General features: G+C 62.5%; 17 protein-coding genes. 6 read left to right on the forward strand and 11 right to left on the reverse strand.

The annotated features are described in order from the left end of the window. The 5 genes from NKH91_RS01660 to NKH91_RS01680 all read right to left on the reverse strand — a co-directional run bounded on the left by NKH91_RS01660 (window position 1) and on the right by NKH91_RS01680 (window position 5,405). The gene (locus NKH91_RS01660; RefSeq protein WP_023720264.1) at window positions 1-1,065 is read right to left on the reverse strand and encodes an ABC transporter permease; all 1,065 of its coding nucleotides are present in this window, start codon (window positions 1,063-1,065) and stop codon (window positions 1-3) included. Next, window positions 1,062-2,606, reverse strand: coding sequence for a sugar ABC transporter ATP-binding protein (locus tag NKH91_RS01665; protein WP_352481995.1), 1,545 nt, complete (start codon window positions 2,604-2,606; stop codon window positions 1,062-1,064). The genes NKH91_RS01660 and NKH91_RS01665 overlap by 4 nt, the downstream gene beginning before the upstream one ends. Further along, window positions 2,603-3,256, reverse strand: a complete 654-nt coding sequence (locus tag NKH91_RS01670; protein WP_352845616.1) for a DUF2291 family protein — start codon at window positions 3,254-3,256, stop codon at window positions 2,603-2,605. The genes NKH91_RS01665 and NKH91_RS01670 overlap by 4 nt, the downstream gene beginning before the upstream one ends. Window positions 3,257-3,369: 113 nt before the next feature. Continuing rightward, window positions 3,370-4,311, reverse strand: coding sequence for a D-ribose ABC transporter substrate-binding protein (locus NKH91_RS01675; RefSeq protein WP_023675475.1), 942 nt, complete (start codon window positions 4,309-4,311; stop codon window positions 3,370-3,372). A 266-nt stretch (window positions 4,312-4,577) separates the two neighbouring features. Continuing rightward, window positions 4,578-5,405, reverse strand: coding sequence for a phosphogluconate dehydrogenase C-terminal domain-containing protein (locus NKH91_RS01680; RefSeq protein WP_352845615.1), 828 nt, complete (start codon window positions 5,403-5,405; stop codon window positions 4,578-4,580). Between the two features lie 363 nt (window positions 5,406-5,768). Here NKH91_RS01680 and NKH91_RS01685 point away from each other — a divergent pair, with 363 nt between their 5' ends. The 3 genes from NKH91_RS01685 (at window position 5,769) to NKH91_RS01695 (ending at window position 8,273) form a co-directional block, all read left to right on the forward strand. Next, entirely contained in the window at window positions 5,769-6,443 is a 675-nt protein-coding gene (locus tag NKH91_RS01685) for a DUF2161 domain-containing phosphodiesterase (protein ID WP_023720260.1), read from the forward strand. Between the two features lie 146 nt (window positions 6,444-6,589). Further along, window positions 6,590-7,015 (forward strand): hypothetical protein, encoded by a 426-nt coding sequence (locus NKH91_RS01690; protein WP_352590670.1) that lies wholly within the window; start codon window positions 6,590-6,592, stop codon window positions 7,013-7,015. Between the two features lie 67 nt (window positions 7,016-7,082). After that, window positions 7,083-8,273, forward strand: coding sequence for an NADH-quinone oxidoreductase subunit D (locus tag NKH91_RS01695; RefSeq protein ID WP_023720257.1), 1,191 nt, complete (start codon window positions 7,083-7,085; stop codon window positions 8,271-8,273). A gap of 352 nt (window positions 8,274-8,625) precedes the next feature. Here the strand turns inward: NKH91_RS01695 and NKH91_RS01700 are convergent, their stop codons facing one another. After that, window positions 8,626-9,057, reverse strand: a complete 432-nt coding sequence (locus NKH91_RS01700; RefSeq protein ID WP_023720256.1) for a hypothetical protein — start codon at window positions 9,055-9,057, stop codon at window positions 8,626-8,628. Between the two features lie 272 nt (window positions 9,058-9,329). Between NKH91_RS01700 and NKH91_RS01705 the strand changes: the two genes are divergently transcribed. After that, the gene (locus NKH91_RS01705; RefSeq protein ID WP_352845614.1) at window positions 9,330-10,505 is read left to right on the forward strand and encodes an HlyD family secretion protein; all 1,176 of its coding nucleotides are present in this window, start codon (window positions 9,330-9,332) and stop codon (window positions 10,503-10,505) included. Beyond that, complete coding sequence (locus NKH91_RS01710) at window positions 10,502-12,115, forward strand: DHA2 family efflux MFS transporter permease subunit (RefSeq protein WP_352845612.1); 1,614 nt, start codon at window positions 10,502-10,504, stop codon at window positions 12,113-12,115. The genes NKH91_RS01705 and NKH91_RS01710 overlap by 4 nt, the downstream gene beginning before the upstream one ends. Window positions 12,116-12,434: 319 nt before the next feature. Here the strand turns inward: NKH91_RS01710 and NKH91_RS01715 are convergent, their stop codons facing one another. Beyond that, the gene (locus NKH91_RS01715; protein WP_023720253.1) at window positions 12,435-13,187 is read right to left on the reverse strand and encodes a metallophosphoesterase family protein; all 753 of its coding nucleotides are present in this window, start codon (window positions 13,185-13,187) and stop codon (window positions 12,435-12,437) included. Beyond that, window positions 13,180-13,992, reverse strand: coding sequence for a nucleotidyltransferase family protein (locus tag NKH91_RS01720; protein ID WP_023720252.1), 813 nt, complete (start codon window positions 13,990-13,992; stop codon window positions 13,180-13,182). Before NKH91_RS01720 ends, NKH91_RS01715 begins: the two co-directional genes overlap by 8 nt. Before the next feature lie 709 nt (window positions 13,993-14,701). On the opposite strand from NKH91_RS01720, the gene NKH91_RS01725 reads away from it, so the two are divergent. Beyond that, window positions 14,702-15,565 carry a hypothetical protein gene (locus NKH91_RS01725; RefSeq protein WP_352481991.1) on the forward strand — a complete coding sequence of 288 codons (864 nt, stop codon included), beginning with the start codon at window positions 14,702-14,704 and terminating at the stop codon, window positions 15,563-15,565. A gap of 59 nt (window positions 15,566-15,624) precedes the next feature. Here NKH91_RS01725 and amaB read toward each other — a convergent pair whose 3' ends face one another. The 3 genes from amaB to NKH91_RS01740 all read right to left on the reverse strand — a co-directional run bounded on the left by amaB (window position 15,625) and on the right by NKH91_RS01740 (window position 18,953). Beyond that, window positions 15,625-17,136, reverse strand: a complete 1,512-nt coding sequence (gene amaB, locus NKH91_RS01730; protein WP_023720251.1) for an L-piperidine-6-carboxylate dehydrogenase — start codon at window positions 17,134-17,136, stop codon at window positions 15,625-15,627. 183 nt (window positions 17,137-17,319) lie between these two features. Next, window positions 17,320-18,582 (reverse strand): RNA polymerase sigma factor, encoded by a 1,263-nt coding sequence (locus tag NKH91_RS01735; RefSeq protein WP_352481990.1) that lies wholly within the window; start codon window positions 18,580-18,582, stop codon window positions 17,320-17,322. Further along, complete coding sequence (locus NKH91_RS01740; protein WP_023720249.1) at window positions 18,579-18,953, reverse strand: YciI family protein; 375 nt, start codon at window positions 18,951-18,953, stop codon at window positions 18,579-18,581. The genes NKH91_RS01735 and NKH91_RS01740 overlap by 4 nt, the downstream gene beginning before the upstream one ends. Window positions 18,954-18,976 lie beyond the last annotated feature (23 nt).

An 18,976-nucleotide genomic window follows, 5' to 3' on the forward strand; every position in this document is an offset into this window, starting at 1 on the left:
TCAGCCAGCCTTTGCCATCTGCATCAGCGTCACCCGGCTCTGCAGCCGGCGCTGTGCCTGGTCGACGACGACGGCGACGATGATGACGAGGCCCTTGATCACCATCTGCCAGAACGAGCTCACCCCCATCATCACCAGCCCGTCCGAAAGAATGCCGATGACGAAGGCGCCGACAATGGTGCCGCCAATGGTGCCGCGTCCGCCCGACATCGAGGTGCCGCCGAGCACTGCCGCGGCAATGGCGTTGAGTTCGAAGCTCTCTCCGGTCGCCGGATGCGAGGCCATCAGTTCGGACGAGATGATCAGCCCGACGATCGCCGCGCAGAAGCCGGAGAACATGTAGACGAACATCTTCACCATGTTGACGCGGACGCCCGAAATCCGCGCCGCCCGCTCGTTGCCGCCAACGGCGAAAATGTGGCGGCCGAGCGGGGTGTACTTGGCGAGATAGGCGGCCCCTAATGCAACAACGAGCAAAATCCACAGCGCGACGGGCAGCCCGAGCAACCGGCCGGCGCCGAGAAAGCCGAATCCGGTGGTGCCAAGCTCCGGCTTGCCGACGAGATTGGGGAAGGTGCGCCCGTCGGACGACAGCAGCGCCAGGCCGCGCGCGACATAGAGCACGCCGAGCGTGGCGATGAACGGCGCAACGTTAAGCCTGGTGATCAGCAAGCCGTTGACGGCGCCGATCAATATGCCGACGGCAAGCGTGATCAGCGCGATCTCGAAGACGTTGAAATAGATGGTATAGCCGACCTGCAGGTCGATGCCGTTGAGCACGAGATAGCCGGCCACCATGCCGCACAGGCCGACGATCGAGCCGACCGACAGGTCGATGCCGCCGGTGATGATGACAAAGGTCATGCCCATTGCGAGGAATGCGTTCAGCGCCACGTGCTTCGACATCAGGATAAGATTGGCGGCCGAGAGGAAATTGGGGGCAGCTATCGAGAAGAACAACAGCACGGCGATCAGCGCGATGAACGTCCTCGCCTTCATCAGCGTCAGCAGGACCGAGCCGCTCGAAAGGGAGGTGACCGCCGCCTTGGCTGGAATGTCAGTCATGCGCCTTGCTCTCCGTGCGGGACCGGTCCGTGGCCGAGCGCCGAGGCAGCGACGATCGCGGCCTCTGTCGCCTCGGCGCGGTCGAACATACCAGTCAATTTTCCATTGCTCATCACCGCGATGCGGTCTGACAACGCCATCACCTCATCGAGATCCGAGGTGGCAAACAGGATCCCCAAGCCGTCGCGCGACAGCTTGCGCATGGTGCGGAACACGTCGGCTTTGGCGCCGACGTCGATGCCGCGGCTGGGCTCGTCCATCAGCAGCACCTTCGGTCCGGTGAGCAGCGCCTTGCCGATCACCACCTTCTGCTGGTTGCCGCCCGACAGCGACGAGACTTCCTGCGCCGGATCGGCGACCTTGATCGCCAATTCGCGCACGGTCTGGGCCACCGCCTGTCGTTCGGCGGCACCACGAATGTGGAACAGGCGCACGAAACGCGACAGGCTGGCCAGCGTCAGATTGCTGGCGACGGAGAGGGTCGACACCAGCCCTTCGCGCTGGCGGTCTTCGGGGATCAGCGCCAGGCCGCGGCGGATGCGTCGTGTCGTGTCCCGCTCGTGCACTTTTTTGCCGGCAATGAATATCGTTCCGGTCGAATGGCCGTGACGGCCCATGATGCAGTCGAACAGCTCGCTGCGTCCGGCTCCCATCAGGCCGTAGATGCCGAGGATTTCACCGGCGCGCAGCGACAGCGAGACGTGGTCGACCGCGAGCCCGCCGGTGACACGCGGCAGGCAAATGTCCTCGGCACGGAATATCTCTTCGCCCGGCACATGGCCGTCGGCCTTGGCGAAGTCCTTGGCCTCCGAGCCGATCATCTGCCGCACGATCCACTGGGTATCGACGTCTTTCATCTCCGCCTGGCCGGTGATGCGCCCATCGCGCAGCACGGTGATGGTGTCGCCGATGCGGATCAGTTCCTCGAGCCGATGCGAGATGTAGACGATTGCCACGCCGCGCGCCTTGAGGTCGGCAATCACCTTGAACAGGATCTCGACTTCCGCCGCGCTGAGCGCCGAGGTTGGTTCGTCCATAATCAGGATGCGCGCATCGAGCGAAACCGCCTTGGCGATCTCGACCAGTTGTTGCTGGCCGATGCGCAGATCCTCGACCAGCATGTCGGGCCGGATGCCGGCTTCCAGGCGTTCAAGGAACTCCGCCGCGCGGCGCTCCTGCTCTTTGCGGTCGATCTTGCGGAAGCGGTTGGTGATCTCGCGGGTGGCGAAAATATTTTCGGCGACAGTCAGATTGCCGAACAGGTTCAGCTCCTGGAACACCATGCCGATGCCGCGATTCACCGCATCCCCGGATGACGAGAAGGAAACCTCCTCGCCGTCCAGCAGAATGCGCCCGAGTGTCGGCTGCTCGACGCCCGCGATGATCTTCATCAGCGTCGATTTGCCGGCTCCGTTTTCGCCGACCAGCACGTTGACCGCGCCCTTGCGCACCTCGAAATTCGCGCGCTTGACCGCGACGGTGCCGGAATAGACCTTCGAGACATCCTCCAGCTTCAGGATGACATCTTGATCGCCGCTCATGGCTTCGGCCCGATCTCTGCCTCCGCCGGCGTCACCAGCGGCAGGTCCTGGCCACTGCCCGGCGTATAGGCGCCGAGGATCTTGACGCTGCGGCCCTCGAGTGCCTCGCGCGGCAGCTTGGAAAGTACGGTCTTGTCGGCATAGGCGTTGAACGACTTGCCGAACTGGGCGAAGTCGATCTGATTGGTGAAATCGTTGAACTGGATGAAGTCGAGGCTGTCGCGCAGGGCGGTCCCACGCATGGCGGGGCCGATCTGCACCCGCGCATCGGCCTTGCCGTCGCCGTCGGCATCGACATCCATCGTCGCCGCACGTGACTGTGTGTTGGCTGCAACGACCTTGCCCTCGAGCCGAACGGCGAAGGTCCACGGCGAATTCGCCTGCTTTTTCGGGTTGCCGTATTTGGCGCCGGCAGCGGCGGGATCGGCCTTGGCCAAGGCAGGCACCTCGGGAAACGGCCCGGCCTTCTGCTGCAGATAGGGTATCACTTTCGCCGCCCAGATGTCCTCGACCATCTTGTCGGGATTGAACGCGGAGCCAGTGCCGCCGTTTTCCGCCGACGGCGTCGGCAAGATCTTGCAGGCGGTCAGGCTGACTATTGCTGCGAGGAACAACGCGACAAAGATCGGCCGGGTCAGCGTGTTAAACATGTCGGCTCGTTCGGCATGGCGGTGAGGAGCACCCAGAGAAATGGAAGCAAGGGCGAAATGGAAGCAAGGGACGAACCGGAGGCTCGTCCCTTGCTGCCTGATGTTACGCCGGCTCAGTTGGTGAGCGCGAACGTCTCGAGCTTGGCGGCATTGTCGCCATTGACCAGGACGCAGTCCATCAGCTGCTTTTCTTCGGCGGGAGACTTCTTGTTCTTGATGAAGTCGTTGGCCTGCTCGACCGCCATCTGCGCCTGCGCGAAGGCCGGCTGCAGGACCGTCGCCTTGATGCCGCCGGAGGTGATCGAGTCGCGCACGTCGTTCGACCCGTCGAAGCCGACGACGATGACGTCCTTGCGGCCGGCAGCCGCGAGTGCCGCATAGGCGCCCATCGCCATCGTGTCGTTGCCGGAGATCACGCCCTTGATATCGGGATTGGCCTGGAGGATCGATTCCATCTTTGAATAGGCCTCGGTCTGGCTCCAATTGGCCGACTGCTGCGCCACCATCTTCAGGTCCGGATAGTCGTCGATGACGTCGTGGTAACCCTTGGAGCGGATGCCGGCATTGGTGTCGGATTCCTTGCCGACGAGCTCGACGAAATTACCCTTCTCGCCCATCAGCTTGACGAATTCCTGCGCGCCGAGCTGGGCGCCCTGATAGTTGTTGGAGACGATCTGCGCGACGGCAACGCCGGTGGCATTGATCTCGCGATCGATCAGGAATGAAGGAACACCTGCGTCCTTGGCCTTCTGCACGGCGGCAACGGTGGCGTCGGCGCCGGCATTATCGAGGATGATTGCCTTGGCGCCGCGGCCGATCGCCGTGTCGATAAGTTCGGACTGCTTGTTGGCATCGTCGTCATGGACGAGCACCAGCGCCTCGTAGCCGAGTTCCTTGGCCTTGGCCTCTGCGCCGACAGCTTCCGCCTTGAAGAACGGATTGTCATGCGAGGGCGTGATGATGGCGATCAGATCCGCCGCATAGGCGGGTGCGGCCGTGCCAAGCGCCAGCATGCCGGCGAAAGCCGCAAGCGTCATTCTGCGTGTCAGTTTCATGTATTCCTCCCGTTGAAAACCCGTGCCTTGATCCCAAGGCTATATGCATTCAATTCGTTAGCCAGCGCGGATCGCGGCTCGCGTCAGGTTCACAAGCCCTTTGCCGGCTTCACCTCGATCGATCGTCTCCCCGCCATCCTCCACTCGTCCAGGCCCTGAGCTTGCTGCGAAGCTTGACGGTCCGAGCCATCGAACAGCTAAGCTAACTGGTATGATGAGTCAATGACAATTTCAGGTGATATGTTCCCGGACGACGCGTTGCGCCCTCAGGTAATGCGCTGAATGCTCGCGGCAATCTCCTCCGGCTCGAACACCCGCTTCCAGTCATCGCGCATCAGCACCGGCTTGCCGAACTCTATCGCCCTGTTGCAGGCGTCGGAGAACACGCCTTTGGTCTCGCCGAAGATGACGGCGCCAAGCACGTTCATATGGCCAAGCAGGAAGTCGAGCGCCGCCTGTTTGTCGACCCCGCGCGCCACCACCTCGTCAACGGCCTCCTTCATGACGACGAGCAGCGAAGCGCATACCGTTTCCGAAAGGCCGGGCTCGAGCAGCGCCATCTGATCGACGGTGACTCGATGCGAGCGCATAACCGGGGCCCAGATGATCTTGGCGATCGCCTCACCCTTGGCGAAATCTTCCTCCGGCCCCTGCATCAAGGCGCTGACCATGTGCTGCTTGGCCTTGACGCCGCCGAAATAGTCCTTCTTGGCCGCCATGTCGGTCTCGTCGTTGAAGATCGGCGGATGGCACGGGTGGGTGACGAAATAGGTCAGGTCCGGTCGCTGCGGCAGATGCCCGGCGAAAGGTGCCGCGGCGTCGAGCACGACGACCATCGTGCCTGATGCAAGCTTGCTCTCGATGCTCGCCGCGACCTTGCCGATATGCGTATCCGGCACCGCCAGGATCACCACATCGGCGCCATCAAGCGCCTCATCGGCGTTGACGGCATCGATGCCGAGGCCCGATTTAAGCCGCTCGCGGCCGGCGTCGCTAACCTCGACATGGCGTACCGTATAGGGAGATCCGCGAAAATTGGTCGACAGGCGGTAACCCATTTTGCCGCCAGCACCAAACAGCGCAATCGTTGTCATTGTCCGTTACTCCTGATTTCCAACGACCGCCCTGCCGATCGTCATCCCATTGACTTGTATGCACATTGCCGCCGGCTGGCGGATTAGAAAAGGCGGGGAGCCGCCGCTCAAATGACGATGCCTGGACGATGTCCCGGGCGCTCGGATGTCCAGCACAGCGCAGCTATGCGGGGCAATGCTACCTCAGGTACATATTATACCAGCATGCCAAATTGGCAAGCGGCCGTGGCACGGCTCTGCGCCACCGGCGAGCCGCAGCAATCGCTTGGGTTTGGCCGTCGTTTACCTCCTGTTCAATGGCAATGAGCGATCATCGCGCTGAACTGCCAATCGGGCGGGATGATTCGCAGCGAACAAAGGCCCATGCTCGAGACTTCACTCTACAGCCCGGTCAAGACCTTCCTCGAAGGCCTGGGATTCATGGTCAAGGGCGAGATCGGCGGCTGCGATCTGCTGGCGCTGAGTGCCGACTCTCCACCGATCGTCGTCATCTGCGAGCTAAAGCTGAAGTTCAATCTCGAGCTGGTCCTTCAGGGCGTCGACCGTATGGCGGTGAGCGACGAGGTCTGGCTCGCAGCATGCATGTCGGGCCGTGGCAAAGGCCGTGAGAGCGATGTGAGGTATCGCAATCTCTGCCGTCGCCTCGGCTTTGGCCTGCTTGGCGTGCGGACGAACGGCGAGGTTCAGGTGCTGCTCAGCCCGACGGCATTGGCTCCGCGTAGGGATTCCCGGCGCCGCTCGAAACTAATCGACGAACATCGGCGTCGGCAGGGCGATCCTGTCGCCGGCGGCGGCTCGCGTGCGCCGATCATGACCGCCTATCGCCAGCAGGCCCTGGCATGCGCCGCAGCACTCGCGGACGGCCCAAAGCGGCCGCGTGACTTGAAGCCCAACCTGCCGAACGCGCCCAAAATCCTGCTGCACAACGTGTATCGCTGGTTCGCGCGCACCGATCGCGGGATCTACGAACTGACCACTCAGGGCCGTGAAGCATTGCAGCGCTGGCCGCAGCCCCATCGCAGCCACACCGCTGCCTGAGACAGGCAACGCCGGATTTCGCGCTCGCTTCCGCGACAATCACGGCTTCGGCAAGACAGCAAACCTCCGTGACGGAACCATATTTCGACACGATGGTTGTGTCGTCACCGAATTGATCGTCCCTGAGCAAAACGGAAGGAAAGGCCATGCGGCTATCGACGACAATTGCCACACTCTCGGCACTGGCTCTCGCCTCGCCGGTCTATGCGCAATCCGTGGGACCAGAGCTTGCCCCTGTCCCGCCGACGGCCCCGCAAACCCTGCCAGAGCAAGCCACGCCCGAAGAGGCCACTCCCGACCAGGCTACACCTGACCAAGCCTTCTCCGCGCAGAATTTCACCGCAGTGACAATCGTGGCGATGGAGGATCTGCCTCCTGACATCAAGGCACAGGCGGAGGCCGTCGTCACCCAGACCAGCGCCGAGGATTTGCGTATCCTGCAAAGTTCGATCGACGCATCGCCGCAGGCGGCATCGGCACTGGCGGCGAACGGGCTTAATTCCACGCAGGTCGTGGCCGCCAATATCGACGGCGACGGCACGCTGACGCTGATCATCCAGACGACGACGTGAGCGGCTGAAAGCGGACAAGCCGGTTCCGGCATGGAACCGAAGCCCGCCTGGATCGCGGAGGACTGTCATGGCCGAGGCTGCAGTTCGCAACTTCACCATCAATTTCGGGCCACAACATCCCTCCGCTCACGGCGTCCTGCGGCTGGTGCTCGAACTCGACGGCGAGATCGTGGAACGCGCCGATCCCCACATCGGCCTGCTGCATCGCGGCACCGAAAAGCTCATCGAGTACAAGAACTACCTGCAGGCCCTGCCCTATTTCGACCGGCTCGACTACGTCGCGCCGATGAACCAGGAGCACGCATTCTGTCTCGCCGCCGAGAAGCTCCTTGAAATATCGGTTCCGAAGCGTGGGCAACTCATTCGCGTGCTTTTCTGCGAAATAGGCCGGCTCCTGTCGCACCTCCTCAACGTCACCACGCAAGCCATGGACATCGGCGCGCTGACGCCGCCGCTCTGGGGTTTCGCCGAACGCGAGAAGCTGATGGTCTTTTACGAGCGCGCGTCCGGCGCCCGCATGCACGCAAATTATTTCAGGGTCGGCGGCGTGCATCAGGATCTGCCGCCGGAGCTCCTCGACGACATCTGGAATTTCTGCGATCCGTTCCTCAAGGTCTGCGACAATCTCGAAGGGCTGTTGACTGAGAACCGCATTTTCAAGCAGCGCAATGTCGATGTCGGCGTGATCGGCCTTGACGATGCCTGGGCCTGGGCCTTCTCCGGCGTGATGGTGCGCGGATCGGGCGCCTCCTGGGATCTGCGCAAGGCGCAGCCATACGAATGCTATCCGGAGATGGATTTCGATATCCCGGTCGGCAAGCATGGCGACTGCTACGACCGCTATCTCGTACGCATGGAGGAAATGCGCCAGTCGGTCCGGATCATGCGGCAATGTCTGGAAAAGTTGCGCTCACCCGAAGGCCAGGGGCCGGTCGCGATCCCGAACCGCAAGATCACGCCGCCGCCGCGTGCCACGATGAAGCGCTCGATGGAAGCGACGATCCACCACTTCAAACTTTATACAGAAGGCATTCGCGTGCCGCGCGGTGAAGTCTATGCCGCCGTCGAGGCGCCGAAGGGCGAGTTCGGCGTCTACCTCGTATCGGACGGAGGCAACATTCCCTACCGATGCAAGATCCGCGCACCTTCCTTCGCCCACCTGCAGGCGATGGATTTCCTGTCCCGAGGCCATATGATCGCCGATGTTGCCGCGATCATCGGCTCGCTCGACATCGTATTTGGAGAGATCGACCGCTAAAGTGGGTCGAAGGGTATTTGGAGAGATCGACCGCTAGAGCGGATCGAAGGGTGTTTGGAGAGATCGGCCGCTCACCAGGTCGAAGGATCTTCCACGATCGCGGGATTGTTGTCCCTAGCCAGATCGCACATGCCTGGACGGCGCTCGAACGCCCGTCGGACGAAGGCTCTCAATTGCGGCGGGCCAACTCAAATTCTCGCATCAAAGACGGACGCATGGCCGCGACAAGGCGCAGCCAAGCGTCAAGGAGTTTCACAATCTGCGCGGCCTGACGGGGCACGAGTCCTTCCAAGTTCGGAAGCGCTCCCCGCAGCGCGGAAAGAACGCGTGTTCCGCCGTTCCTCGTATCGCGTCAATGCACGATCAAGCCCTTCATCCAGGCAACAAATCTGTTGCCGCGAACTATCCCGCGCACCCTGGCAGCGGCCCATCGCGCTTGCATCGTGGCGCCAACGTGGCAATGGCAAACGATTTGGTGCAACTGCCGGTCGCTCAGTTCGAAGAAGCGCTTTGCCTCACCATAGGTATCGTCGTTCAAGCCCATGGCACGCAGAACCGGATCCTCGAAAGCGACAGTGAGCGGCGTCCCAGCGCCACGCGATCTGTCGCGCGCTTCCCTGTTCATATATTCGGTGCCTGGAAGCGCCCCAAGGCATCGCGTCGGGTTTTGCTCGAGAAGTTCTGCCCAACGTTCAATCCGCTGGTTTCGGCTCATCGCCGGATACGCCGCGAAGGACTCAACTTCCGCGACGGCATGCAGTTGGTCGAGTGTTTGATGTTTCATGGTCGGCTCCTGTCGACAGGTGAATTCGCCCACGCCTACATGAGCAATTATCGCGCCGTGGAGCGCTGACAAGGCCGGATCACCGCAACATGAGGCGTACGGATCACCTGCCCGGTGAAGCGGCGCTCGGTTCCAACGCGCCGGCGCCGCTCAGTGGGTTCGACGTCGCCCCGGTAACCGAACCCATTCCGGGCAGGAACTTTTGCGGAAGCTCGCGGTTTGGCTTTGCGTCCGCCCCGGCGGCTGCAATATCAGTCTTGAAAGCCATTCCGTTGGACACGAAGCCTCAAAGCGTCGAACAAGACGTCGAGCCTGTAAATGAAACTCGGGAGCAACCGGCCCGGGTTCGAGAATCTCGTGAGCGATCGGCAGAGCCGCGGCAGGAAAAGCCCGACGGGGATGCCTCGCAACGAAAGGCCGGTCTGCTCGGCTTTCCCAGGCGCCATCCCTATGCGACGGCGGCGGTTGCGCTTGCGCTGTTGCTCGTCGCGGCAGGCGTCGTGATCTGGTGGCTGAACGCTCGCCAGTACGAATCGACCGACGACGCCTTCATCGACGCCCGCACGGTGACGATCGGCGCCCAAATCGCCGGCCGCATTACCGAGCTGGCGGTTAGCGACAATCAGCACGTGCAGGCAGGTGATGTCCTCCTGCGCATCGACGACAGCGACTATCAGGCACATCTGAAGCAGGCCGATGCCGGCGTCGCCGCGGCCGAAGCCGAAATCGTCAATGTCAACGCTCAGATCGAGGCTCAAAACGCAAAGGTGAACGCTGCCCAGAGGCAGGTTGCACAGGCCAAGGCAGCGCTGGATTTCGCCAAGGCTGAGGATCAACGCAATCGCGAACTCCTGGCCAGGGGCACGGCAACGCAGCAGCAGGCGCAGCAAGCGGCATCGACGCTGCGTCAGGATCAGGCCGCGCTGGACAGCGCCGAGGCCAATGTCGCCTCGGCAAAAAGCCAGGTTTCGGTCTTGCAGGCACAGGCCAGGAGCGCCGAGGCGCAGCTCGAACAGGCCAAGGCCAGCCAGGAGCAAGCCCGCACGACGCTGTCGCGCACGACCATCACAGCACCCGCAGCCGGGCGGGCAACGAGCATTTCGGCCGCTGACGGAACCTACGCCCAACCCGGCCAGGTATTGATGATGTTCGTTCCCGACGAGGTCTGGGTGAAGGCCAATTTCAAGGAGACGCAGCTCGACCTGATGCGGCAGGGACAACCGGTCGACATCGATATCGACGCGTACCCGGACAAGTCCTTCCATGGCCGCGTCGACAGCATCCAGGCCGGCAGCGGCACCGCCTTCAGCCTCCTGCCGGCTGAAAATGCCACCGGCAACTACGTCAAGGTGGTGCAGCGCGTGCCGGTCAAGATCGTCTTCGACAAGCCGCCGGATGTGCTTCTCGGCCCAGGGCTGTCGGTGGTGCCGACGGTCAAGGTGCGATGAACGGCGAAGCAGCCAGAAATCAGGGCGAAAGCCGATCCGCCGCCGGGACGCACAATCCCTGGCTCATCGCCATTGTCGTTTCCATCGCCACGTTCATGCTGGTGCTGGACACCTCGATCGCCAATGTCGCCCTGCGCAACATCGCCGGCAGCCTGGCGGCCGGAATGGACGAAAGCACCTGGGTCATTACCACCTATCTTGTGGCCAACTCGGTGATCATCCCGGTCAGCGGCTGGCTGGCAAGCGTCATCGGCCGCAAGCGCTACTACATGCTCTGCGTGGCGACCTTCACCGTCGCGTCGCTGCTGTGCGGACTGGCGCCCAACCTGGAACTGCTCATCCTGTTCAGGATCCTTCAGGGCCTCGGCGGCGGCGGCATGGCGCCAAGCGAGCAATCGATCCTTGCCGATACCTTTCCGCCGGAAAAGCGCTCGCAAGCCTTCGCGCTTTACGGCATTGCCGTCATCGTCGCACCAACGGTCGGGCCGACGATCGGCGGCTGGCTGACGGACCATTTCTCCTGGCACTGGATCTTCTTCATCAACGTGCCGTTCGGCATCCTGTCGCTGGCACTGGTGCAATGGCTGTTGGTCGAACCGGACGTACTCGAACGCGAACGCAAGGAACGGCTGAAAGGCGGCCTGAAGATCGACGGGGTCGGATTCATCCTGGTGGCTACCGCACTGGGGTGCCTCGAGATCTTCCTCGACCGAGGCCAGCGCTACGATTGGTTCGCCTCGAATTTCATTACGACTTTCGCAGTGATTTCCGCGATCGCGTTCCTGCTGCTTATCCCATGGGAAATCAGTCGCAGCGATCCGGTCGTCGACATGCGCCTATTGTTCACGCGCCAGTTCGGCACGGCCTTCCTGGTTATGATGGCGGTCGGTGCTATCCTGTTCAGCACCACCCAGATCGTGCCGCAGCTGCAGCAGACGACATTTGCCTACACCGCGACGCTGTCGGGCCTTTCGATGATGCCGGGCGGCATCGCCATGCTGATCTTGATGCCGGTGTCCGGATTTGTAGGCAGCATCGTGCAGCCCAAATACCTGATCATGGTGGGCATGTCGGTGGTCGCAGTCGCGCTTTGGCACATGACCTCGCTTACCCCGGACGCCAGCTTCCGCTTCTTTGCCTTTGCCCGTGTCTTCCTGATGGTCGGGCTGCCGTTCCTGTTCATTCCCATCTCGACCGCGGCCTATGTCGGCCTGCCCCCGCAACAGACCAACCAGGCATCGGCGCTGATCAACGTTGCACGCAATATCGGCGGCAGCATCGGCGTCTCGCTGTCCAACACCGTCATTGCGCAAAGCTCCCAGATCCATCAATCGAATCTGGTTGGCCACACCGTGCAATCGTCGCCCGCCTATCAGCAGGTGCTTCGGCAGGCGACCGAGCATTTCGTCGCCCAGGGTTCGCCGCTGGTCCAGGCGAAGCAGCAGGCGATCGGCTGGCTCGGCCAGTTGATCGCCCGCCAGGCCACGCTGCTCGCCTACGTCGATGTCTTCCGCTATTGCGCGGTGGCAACCGCCCTGCTCGTTCCGCTTGCCCTGCTGCTGCGGTCAGGCAAGTCGGGCAGCAGACACGAGAATCCGGAGATGGGCTGACCCGCAGGCGCGACGGTGTGGTTCCAAAAACGAGGAAGCCGGGAACCAGCTGACCCATTGCGTTGTTCTGCGCCAAGAGGAGATGATCACGATGGCCACTATTCCCACACCCGAGCCAACACCGACCCCGGTACCACCGCCTCCCATCCCCGATCCCAAGCCCGTGCGTGAGCCGGACCCCGACAGGCTCCCCGACGAGGACCCCATTCCCAATCCGGATGAAAACGATATTCCGCCGAAGCGGATGTCTTTCAGCCGGCAGTTGCCGTGATCGTTCTGCAGCCTGTCTGGCGATTGCTTGCGCCAGCGGCGCCGCCTGTCAGATTTCGAGCATGGCGTAGGGGCGGCCGGTCGGCTTGGCGACATGCATGGCAACGTTATAGACCGACGCTCCGCCCGGCGTACGGCCCTCATAGACGCCACGATGCGCATGGCCATGCACCACTGCGCTGACCTGGAACCGGTCTATTGTCTCGGCCAGGCGTGACGAACCGAGAAACGGGAAAATCTCCAGCGGCTCGCCTTCGACCGTCTCGACGACAGGCGCGTAGTGCAGAACGACAAGCGTGCGTTTGGCGCGGACCTGCCGCATCGCGTTTTCAAGCCGCATCGCTTCGTTCACGCTTTCCGCCACCATCGACTTGATCGCCGGTTCGCCAAAGGAGCCGAGCATGCGCGATCCAAAACCGCCAACGAAACCCTTGACCCCAACGAACCCGACCTCGTGAATCTCCGTCGCCTCGCCGTCGAGGAGATGAACGCCCGCCTGACGCAAAATGTCGGTGACCTGCTCGACGGCGCCTGACTCATAGTCGTGGTTGCCAAGTACGGCGACGACCGGGATCGTGCAGGCACGCAGTTCCTCGGCAAGGATTTCGGCCTCCCGAGGCTTGCCGAGATTGGTAAGGTCGCCGGTCAGCACGAGAACCTGGGCTTCGCGCGACATCTCGCCGAAAAGATCGCGGTACGACGCCTGGTCCTCCTTGCCGACATGCAGATCGCCGATGGCGGCGACCTTGAGTGTGCCGCCGTTTTCGGCCTTTGCCGAAGCAGATTCGAGCTCGTCAGCCATCGCTATATTCTCCTTCACCGCCGACGTCGGCAAAGCCCCATTGCTTGACGTCGATCTCATAGTCGGTTCGTGAAAGCATGCGCCCGCGGCAGATCCGCATCCGGGAAGGCGGCAATTCGCGCTGCTTGGCCAGCCGGTCGAGCAACTCGTCGAGCAGCCACGCGGGCACACGGTCTCGCTCCGTCGGATAGATCCATCTGAAGTTCAAGAGATGCATCAGCAAGACTTCCCAATGAACTTCCATGTAGGAAAGCAGCCTTTGCCAGTCGATCTGGTCGTGCGCCTTGAGGATGGTGTGCGCGACGTCGGCGCCATCATGCCGGCCGCGGTCCTGGATGAAGCATTTGGACCAGATAAGCTCGGTTGGGCCGATGATCCGCACGTGGCTGCCCAGCAATTCGGCCTGGCGAGCATGCTCCAGCCACTGGTCGTCGACAGGCATTGTGCCGTTCATCGAGGTGAAGATGACGTCGAAAAAATGCGTGCCCCTGAACACCTTGCCGAGCCACCGGTCGTCCTCGACCACGACCGCATAGCCGATCTGCTTGAAATGGGCGAGGATGCGCGGGCAGTCGCCGGCCTTGCAGAAAATGTCGAGATCCTTGGTCGGGCGGATGATCCCGGTATAGGCGCTTACGGCATAGGTGCCGGCGACGAGAAAGGGGATGCCCGTCGCGACAAGCTCGCGGATCGCTTCGATATAAAAGACCTCCGCTTCGGCATTGCGAGGCGTCGGGGCGGCTTTTGGATCGACCGACGGAACGGATGCCGGGATGGCGCTTTCCGGTGGGGGATTGATGATCATAGCAAATGGCTCCTGGCCCGGCAGACCAGCAGCCGCCTGTATCTAATAGCCAAGCATGCCCGATGGTTCCCGCCGCTGCGTGCCACCGCCGCTCTCGCCTGCTGCATCAGGCGAACACGCCGCGGTGGCGGGCCTTCAAAGCGGTCATGGCTCTCGGCCGCGGCGGCAGCCATAAAGAGACATGTGAGCGGTTATTTTTGGCGTCAAGATCGCAGCGCGCTTCGGCCTCAAGCGCGTCGAGGCGTAGTGGGCCCGCTATCATTCTCGGGTCCGGAAAGGATTGGTTTCAACATGGTTCCCGAGCTGTCGGAGGCGCTGCGCACCCGGCGTAACAGCCACTTGAGCGCCCGTAGCCAAACCGACTCTGTTTTCCGGAACGCTGCAGGCGGCGTGGCGAAAAGGCCATTCTCCATTTTGTAGTTCCTCACTGTCTCAGTCCAATCAGCGTTCTTCAACGAGCAAAACTTGTGTTGGTTCCGTGTCGCCATCGGCGGGAGCACGTGCTGGACAGGCGAAGCCATCATTGGTGGGTTCAAGCAGGCTAGCCTTCTGCCGCGAGATCAGGGGCCTCGGCGATCAAGTCGCGGAATTCAGCCACTAGCCGGCAGGATTCAGCTCTTATCCTGATCCGCCGGCGCTGGACACGACCCGCGAAGGCTGAAATTGTGATCGGTATTTCCAGTTGCAAACTTGGTTGGGCTCGGCGGGGATGGCGCTGGTTTCTGAAGACATTGCCCGCCATCCGGCACTGCGTCGCCACGTCCAGGCTCAGTCGCGGACGCTTCTCCAAACCTATGAAGCGAACCCGCGGCTGGCCTCCGTATTCGCCGCGCAACAGCGTTGGCTGATGGCCCATATCGGCCTTGGCTTGTATTTCAATCGAGAGCCGGACGATCATCGCAAGGGACTTACGTCTGCACGGTTCATGGACGACATCTGCCGGCATTCGGTGGCCAGCCGCAACACCGCCGACGCCTTCCTGAAGGAGATGCTGCATTACGGTTTCATTCGGCATCTGCCGATCAAATACGGGCGCATCCGCCCCTTTGAGCCGACCGCGGGCACTCTGGAGACGGTTGCCGGCTGGGTCATGGCGCATCTGAAAACGCTGGACAGCCTGGACAATGGATTTCGACTGGCTGCATTCGTCGCACAACCGGACCTGCTCGCCAAACTGCAGCCGCTGGTGGCCGACGGCCTGCTTTCGTCGCATGCCGTGCGGGAGCCGAGACAGACCTTTTCCTTGTTCACCTGGCTCGACAATGGCGGCATCGTCATGGATTGGCTGATGTCTGGCGTCGATCCCGATCATGCCGACCTGGACCGAATTCCGACCGGTGTCGTCTCAATCGGAGATTTCGCGAACTGGCTCAAGCTTTCCCGGACCCACCTGTCACGCAAATTGCGCGATGCCGAGGAACTCGGCAGCATTGGCTGGTTGGGCCAGCGGGGTCACTCGGTCATGTGGGTTTCGAGCGAGTTCTATCAGGAATACATGACTGCCCAGGCGGTCAAGCTCGCCATCATCGATGCAGCCTTCGACAATTGTGTTGTAACTTCCGAAGCCAGCTGAACGGCGAGCCAAACGCCGTCGTGGCGGCTTTGGCGCCGCCACCACGACGGTCTGGCATTTCAATCGATGTCGAACGACACGCCCTGCGCAAGCGGCAGCGCCTTGGAGTAGTTCACCGTATTGGTAGCGCGGCGCATATAGGCCTTCCAGGCATCCGAGCCCGACTCGCGGCCGCCGCCGGTTTCCTTCTCGCCACCGAAGGCGCCGCCGATCTCGGCCCCCGAAGTGCCGATATTGACGTTGGCAATGCCGCAGTCCGAACCGTCGACGCCGAGGAAACGCTCGGATTCCTGCAGGTCGCGGGTGAAGATGGACGAGGAAAGCCCCGCGCCGACCGCATTGTGCTCATAGAGCACGGCGTCGAAATCCGAATATTTCATCACATAGAGGATCGGCGCGAAGGTCTCCTCCGTCACCGGCGAAACTTGGCGCGGCATTTCGACCAGCGCCGGACGCACATAGTAGGCCTCCGCATGGCCGTTCTCGACCCGCATTCCGCCGGTTATCTTACCGCCATGCGAAGCCGCGTCCTCCAACGCCTTCTGCATGTTCTCGTAGGCAGCCTTGTCGATCAGCGGGCCGACGAGAGCGCTTGTCTCCAGCGGATTGCCGACCGAGACGCTTTCATAGGCCTTCTTCAGGCGCGGAACGAGGTGATCATAGACGCTTTCATGCACGAACAGGCGCCTGAGCGTCGTGCAGCGCTGGCCGGCCGTGCCCATGGCGCCGAAGGCGATGGCGCGCAGCGCCATGTCGAGATCGGCCGTCGGGCAGACGATGCCGGCGTTGTTGCCGCCGAGCTCAAGCACGGCACGGGCAAAGCGCTTGGCCAGCCGTGGGCCGACATCCCTGCCCATGCGCGTCGAACCGGTGGCGGAGACCAACGGCACCTTCGGATGGTCGACCAGGATCTCGCCGACGGCGCGATCGCCGATCAGCACGGGCGCCAGCCCTTCCGGCGCATCGCCGAAACGATTTGCCGCGCGCTTGAAGATCGCTTCGCAGGCGAGCGCCGTCAGCGGTGTCTTCTCGGACGGCTTCCACACCACCGCGTCGCCGCAGACCAGCGCCAGCGCTGCATTCCACGACCAGACCGCCACCGGGAAATTGAAGGCCGAAATGACGCCGACGACGCCGAGCGGATGCCAGGTCTCCATCATGCGGTGGCCGGGGCGCTCGGTGGCGATGGTCAGGCCGTACAATTGCCGGGAGAGACCGACGGCGAAATCGCAGATGTCGATCATCTCCTGCACTTCGCCAAGACCCTCGGATGGAATCTTGCCGACTTCGATCGAGACCAACCGGCCAAGCTCGGCCTTGTGTGTGCGCAATTCCTCGCCGAGCAGCCGCACCAGTTCGCCGCGCTTGGGAGCTGGTACCTGCCGCCACGCCAGGAAAGCTTTATGGGCATTGTCGATGGTCGTTGCCGCGTCGGCCGGCGAGATGGTTTTCAGCGCGGCGATCTGCTCGCCGGTCACCGGGCTACGCACGATGAGATCGCCGCCTGTAAGCGCGCCCTCGGCAACACCCAGTTTCGCCAGAAGCCCGGCCGTTTCCTTCGCAATCGTCATTTTCATCCCTTTCAGATCCCGCCGCTCATATGGCGTCGGTCAAAGCCTTGTGCCACGCCGTCTCTGTGCTGGTCGGCACATCAGGCACTGTCATGGCGTGGCATTACTCGTTTCAGGGAAAAATCGCCACCCCGGCATGGTCTAAGCAAAGGTCAGACCGTTGAACCAGGCGGAGGCGTCGGATCAATGCGCCCTTTGCTTGGCGCCTTCTTTCATCAGCCGGTCGATATGCATGCGGATATGCGCCGCCTCGGCTGCCGTGTTGGCAAGCGCGATGGCGCGGTCGAAAGCGACACGCGCCTCGTCGCCGCGGCCAAGCTGCATCAGCAGGCCGCCCTTGAGGCCGAAGAAGTGGAAATAACCGGAAAGCCTTTGCTCCAGCGGCTCGATCATGGCGAGTGCGGCTTCCGGTCCACGCACCTTGGAGACGGCGACGGCGCGGTTGAGCGTCACCACCGGCGACGGCTGCATCTGCTCGAGCAGCCCGTAGAGCAGGTCGATCTCGTTCCAGTCCGTATCCTCGGGCTTTTCCGCCCGTGCATGCAGCGCGGCGATCGCCGCTTGCACCTGGTAGGGACCGGGCTTGCGATGGCGCAACGCCTTATCGACCAGCGCCAGGCCTTCATCGATCATTTTGCGGCTCCACAGGCTGCGGTCCTGGTCTTCGAGCAGCACGATCTCGCCGTTCTCGTCGAAGCGGGCCGGCGCGCGTGCATGCTGCAGCAGCAACAGCGCCGTCAGCCCCATGATCTCCGGCTCGGTCTGGAATAGTCTGAGCAGCAGCCGGGCCAGCCGGATCGCCTCTTCGCAAAGCGGCGCACGCGCCGACGCCTCGCCGCTGTTGCTGGAATAGCCTTCGTTGAAGATCAGGTAGACCATGGCGGCGACGGCGGCGAGCCGTTCGGAGCGCTCGACCGCTCCCGGCGTCTCGAACGGCACCCCGGCATCGGCGATACGCGCCTTGGCGCGCGTGATACGCTGCTCCATGGCGCTTTCCCCGACGAGGAAGGCGCGGGCGATCTGCTTGACCGTCAGGCCGGAGACGATGCGCAACGCCACCGCGATCTGCTGGGTGGCCGGCAGGTCGGGATGGCAGCAGATGAACAGCAGCCGCAAAATATCGTCGCGGTAATGCGCACCGTCCAGCCGCTCGGCGATGTCGCTCTCGGCATCGTCGAGATCGGAGATCTGGTCCTCCTCCGGCAGCGGCGCCTGCTTGGCGCGCTTGCGCACCGCATCGATGCCGCTGTTGCGGCCGACGAAGATCAGCCAGGCTGCCGGATCGCGCGGCGGGCCATTTTTCGGCCAGTTGTTCAGGGCCCTCAGGCAGGCGTCCTGGAATGCTTCCTCCGCCGCGTCGAGGTCGCGGAAGTAGCGCAGCAATGCTCCCATCGCCTGCGGGCGAGCGGTGCTGATTGCCGTGCTGATCCAGGCAAGTTCGGTCATGCGGAAACCTTGGCGGGATTGAAGAGCGAGACCGGCCGGATCTCGTAGGAGCCGCCGCTCGGGTTGACCTCGGAAAGCTCGCGCGCGAAGTCGACGGCCTCGTCGAGGTCGGCGCATTCGAGCGTGTAGAAGCCGAGGAACTGTTCCTTGGTTTCGGCAAACGGGCCGTCGATGACGATCGATTCGCCCTTGACCTTTCGCAGCGTTGTCGCCGCCGTCGTCGGCAAAAGCCGCGCCACGGGGCCAAGCCGCCCGGCGTTGGCATATTTCTCTTGTACGCCGATAAGTTTTTCCATGACGGCATCGTCCTGCTCCTTGCTCCAGGAGCAGACGACGTCTTCAGAGGCATAGCAGAGGATCGCGTAGAGCATGGGTCGTCCTTTTCTCTGTCAAA

The sequence above is a fragment of the Mesorhizobium sp. M0894 genome (assembly GCF_040319725.1).
Taxonomy (GTDB): Bacteria; Pseudomonadota; Alphaproteobacteria; order Rhizobiales; family Rhizobiaceae; genus Mesorhizobium.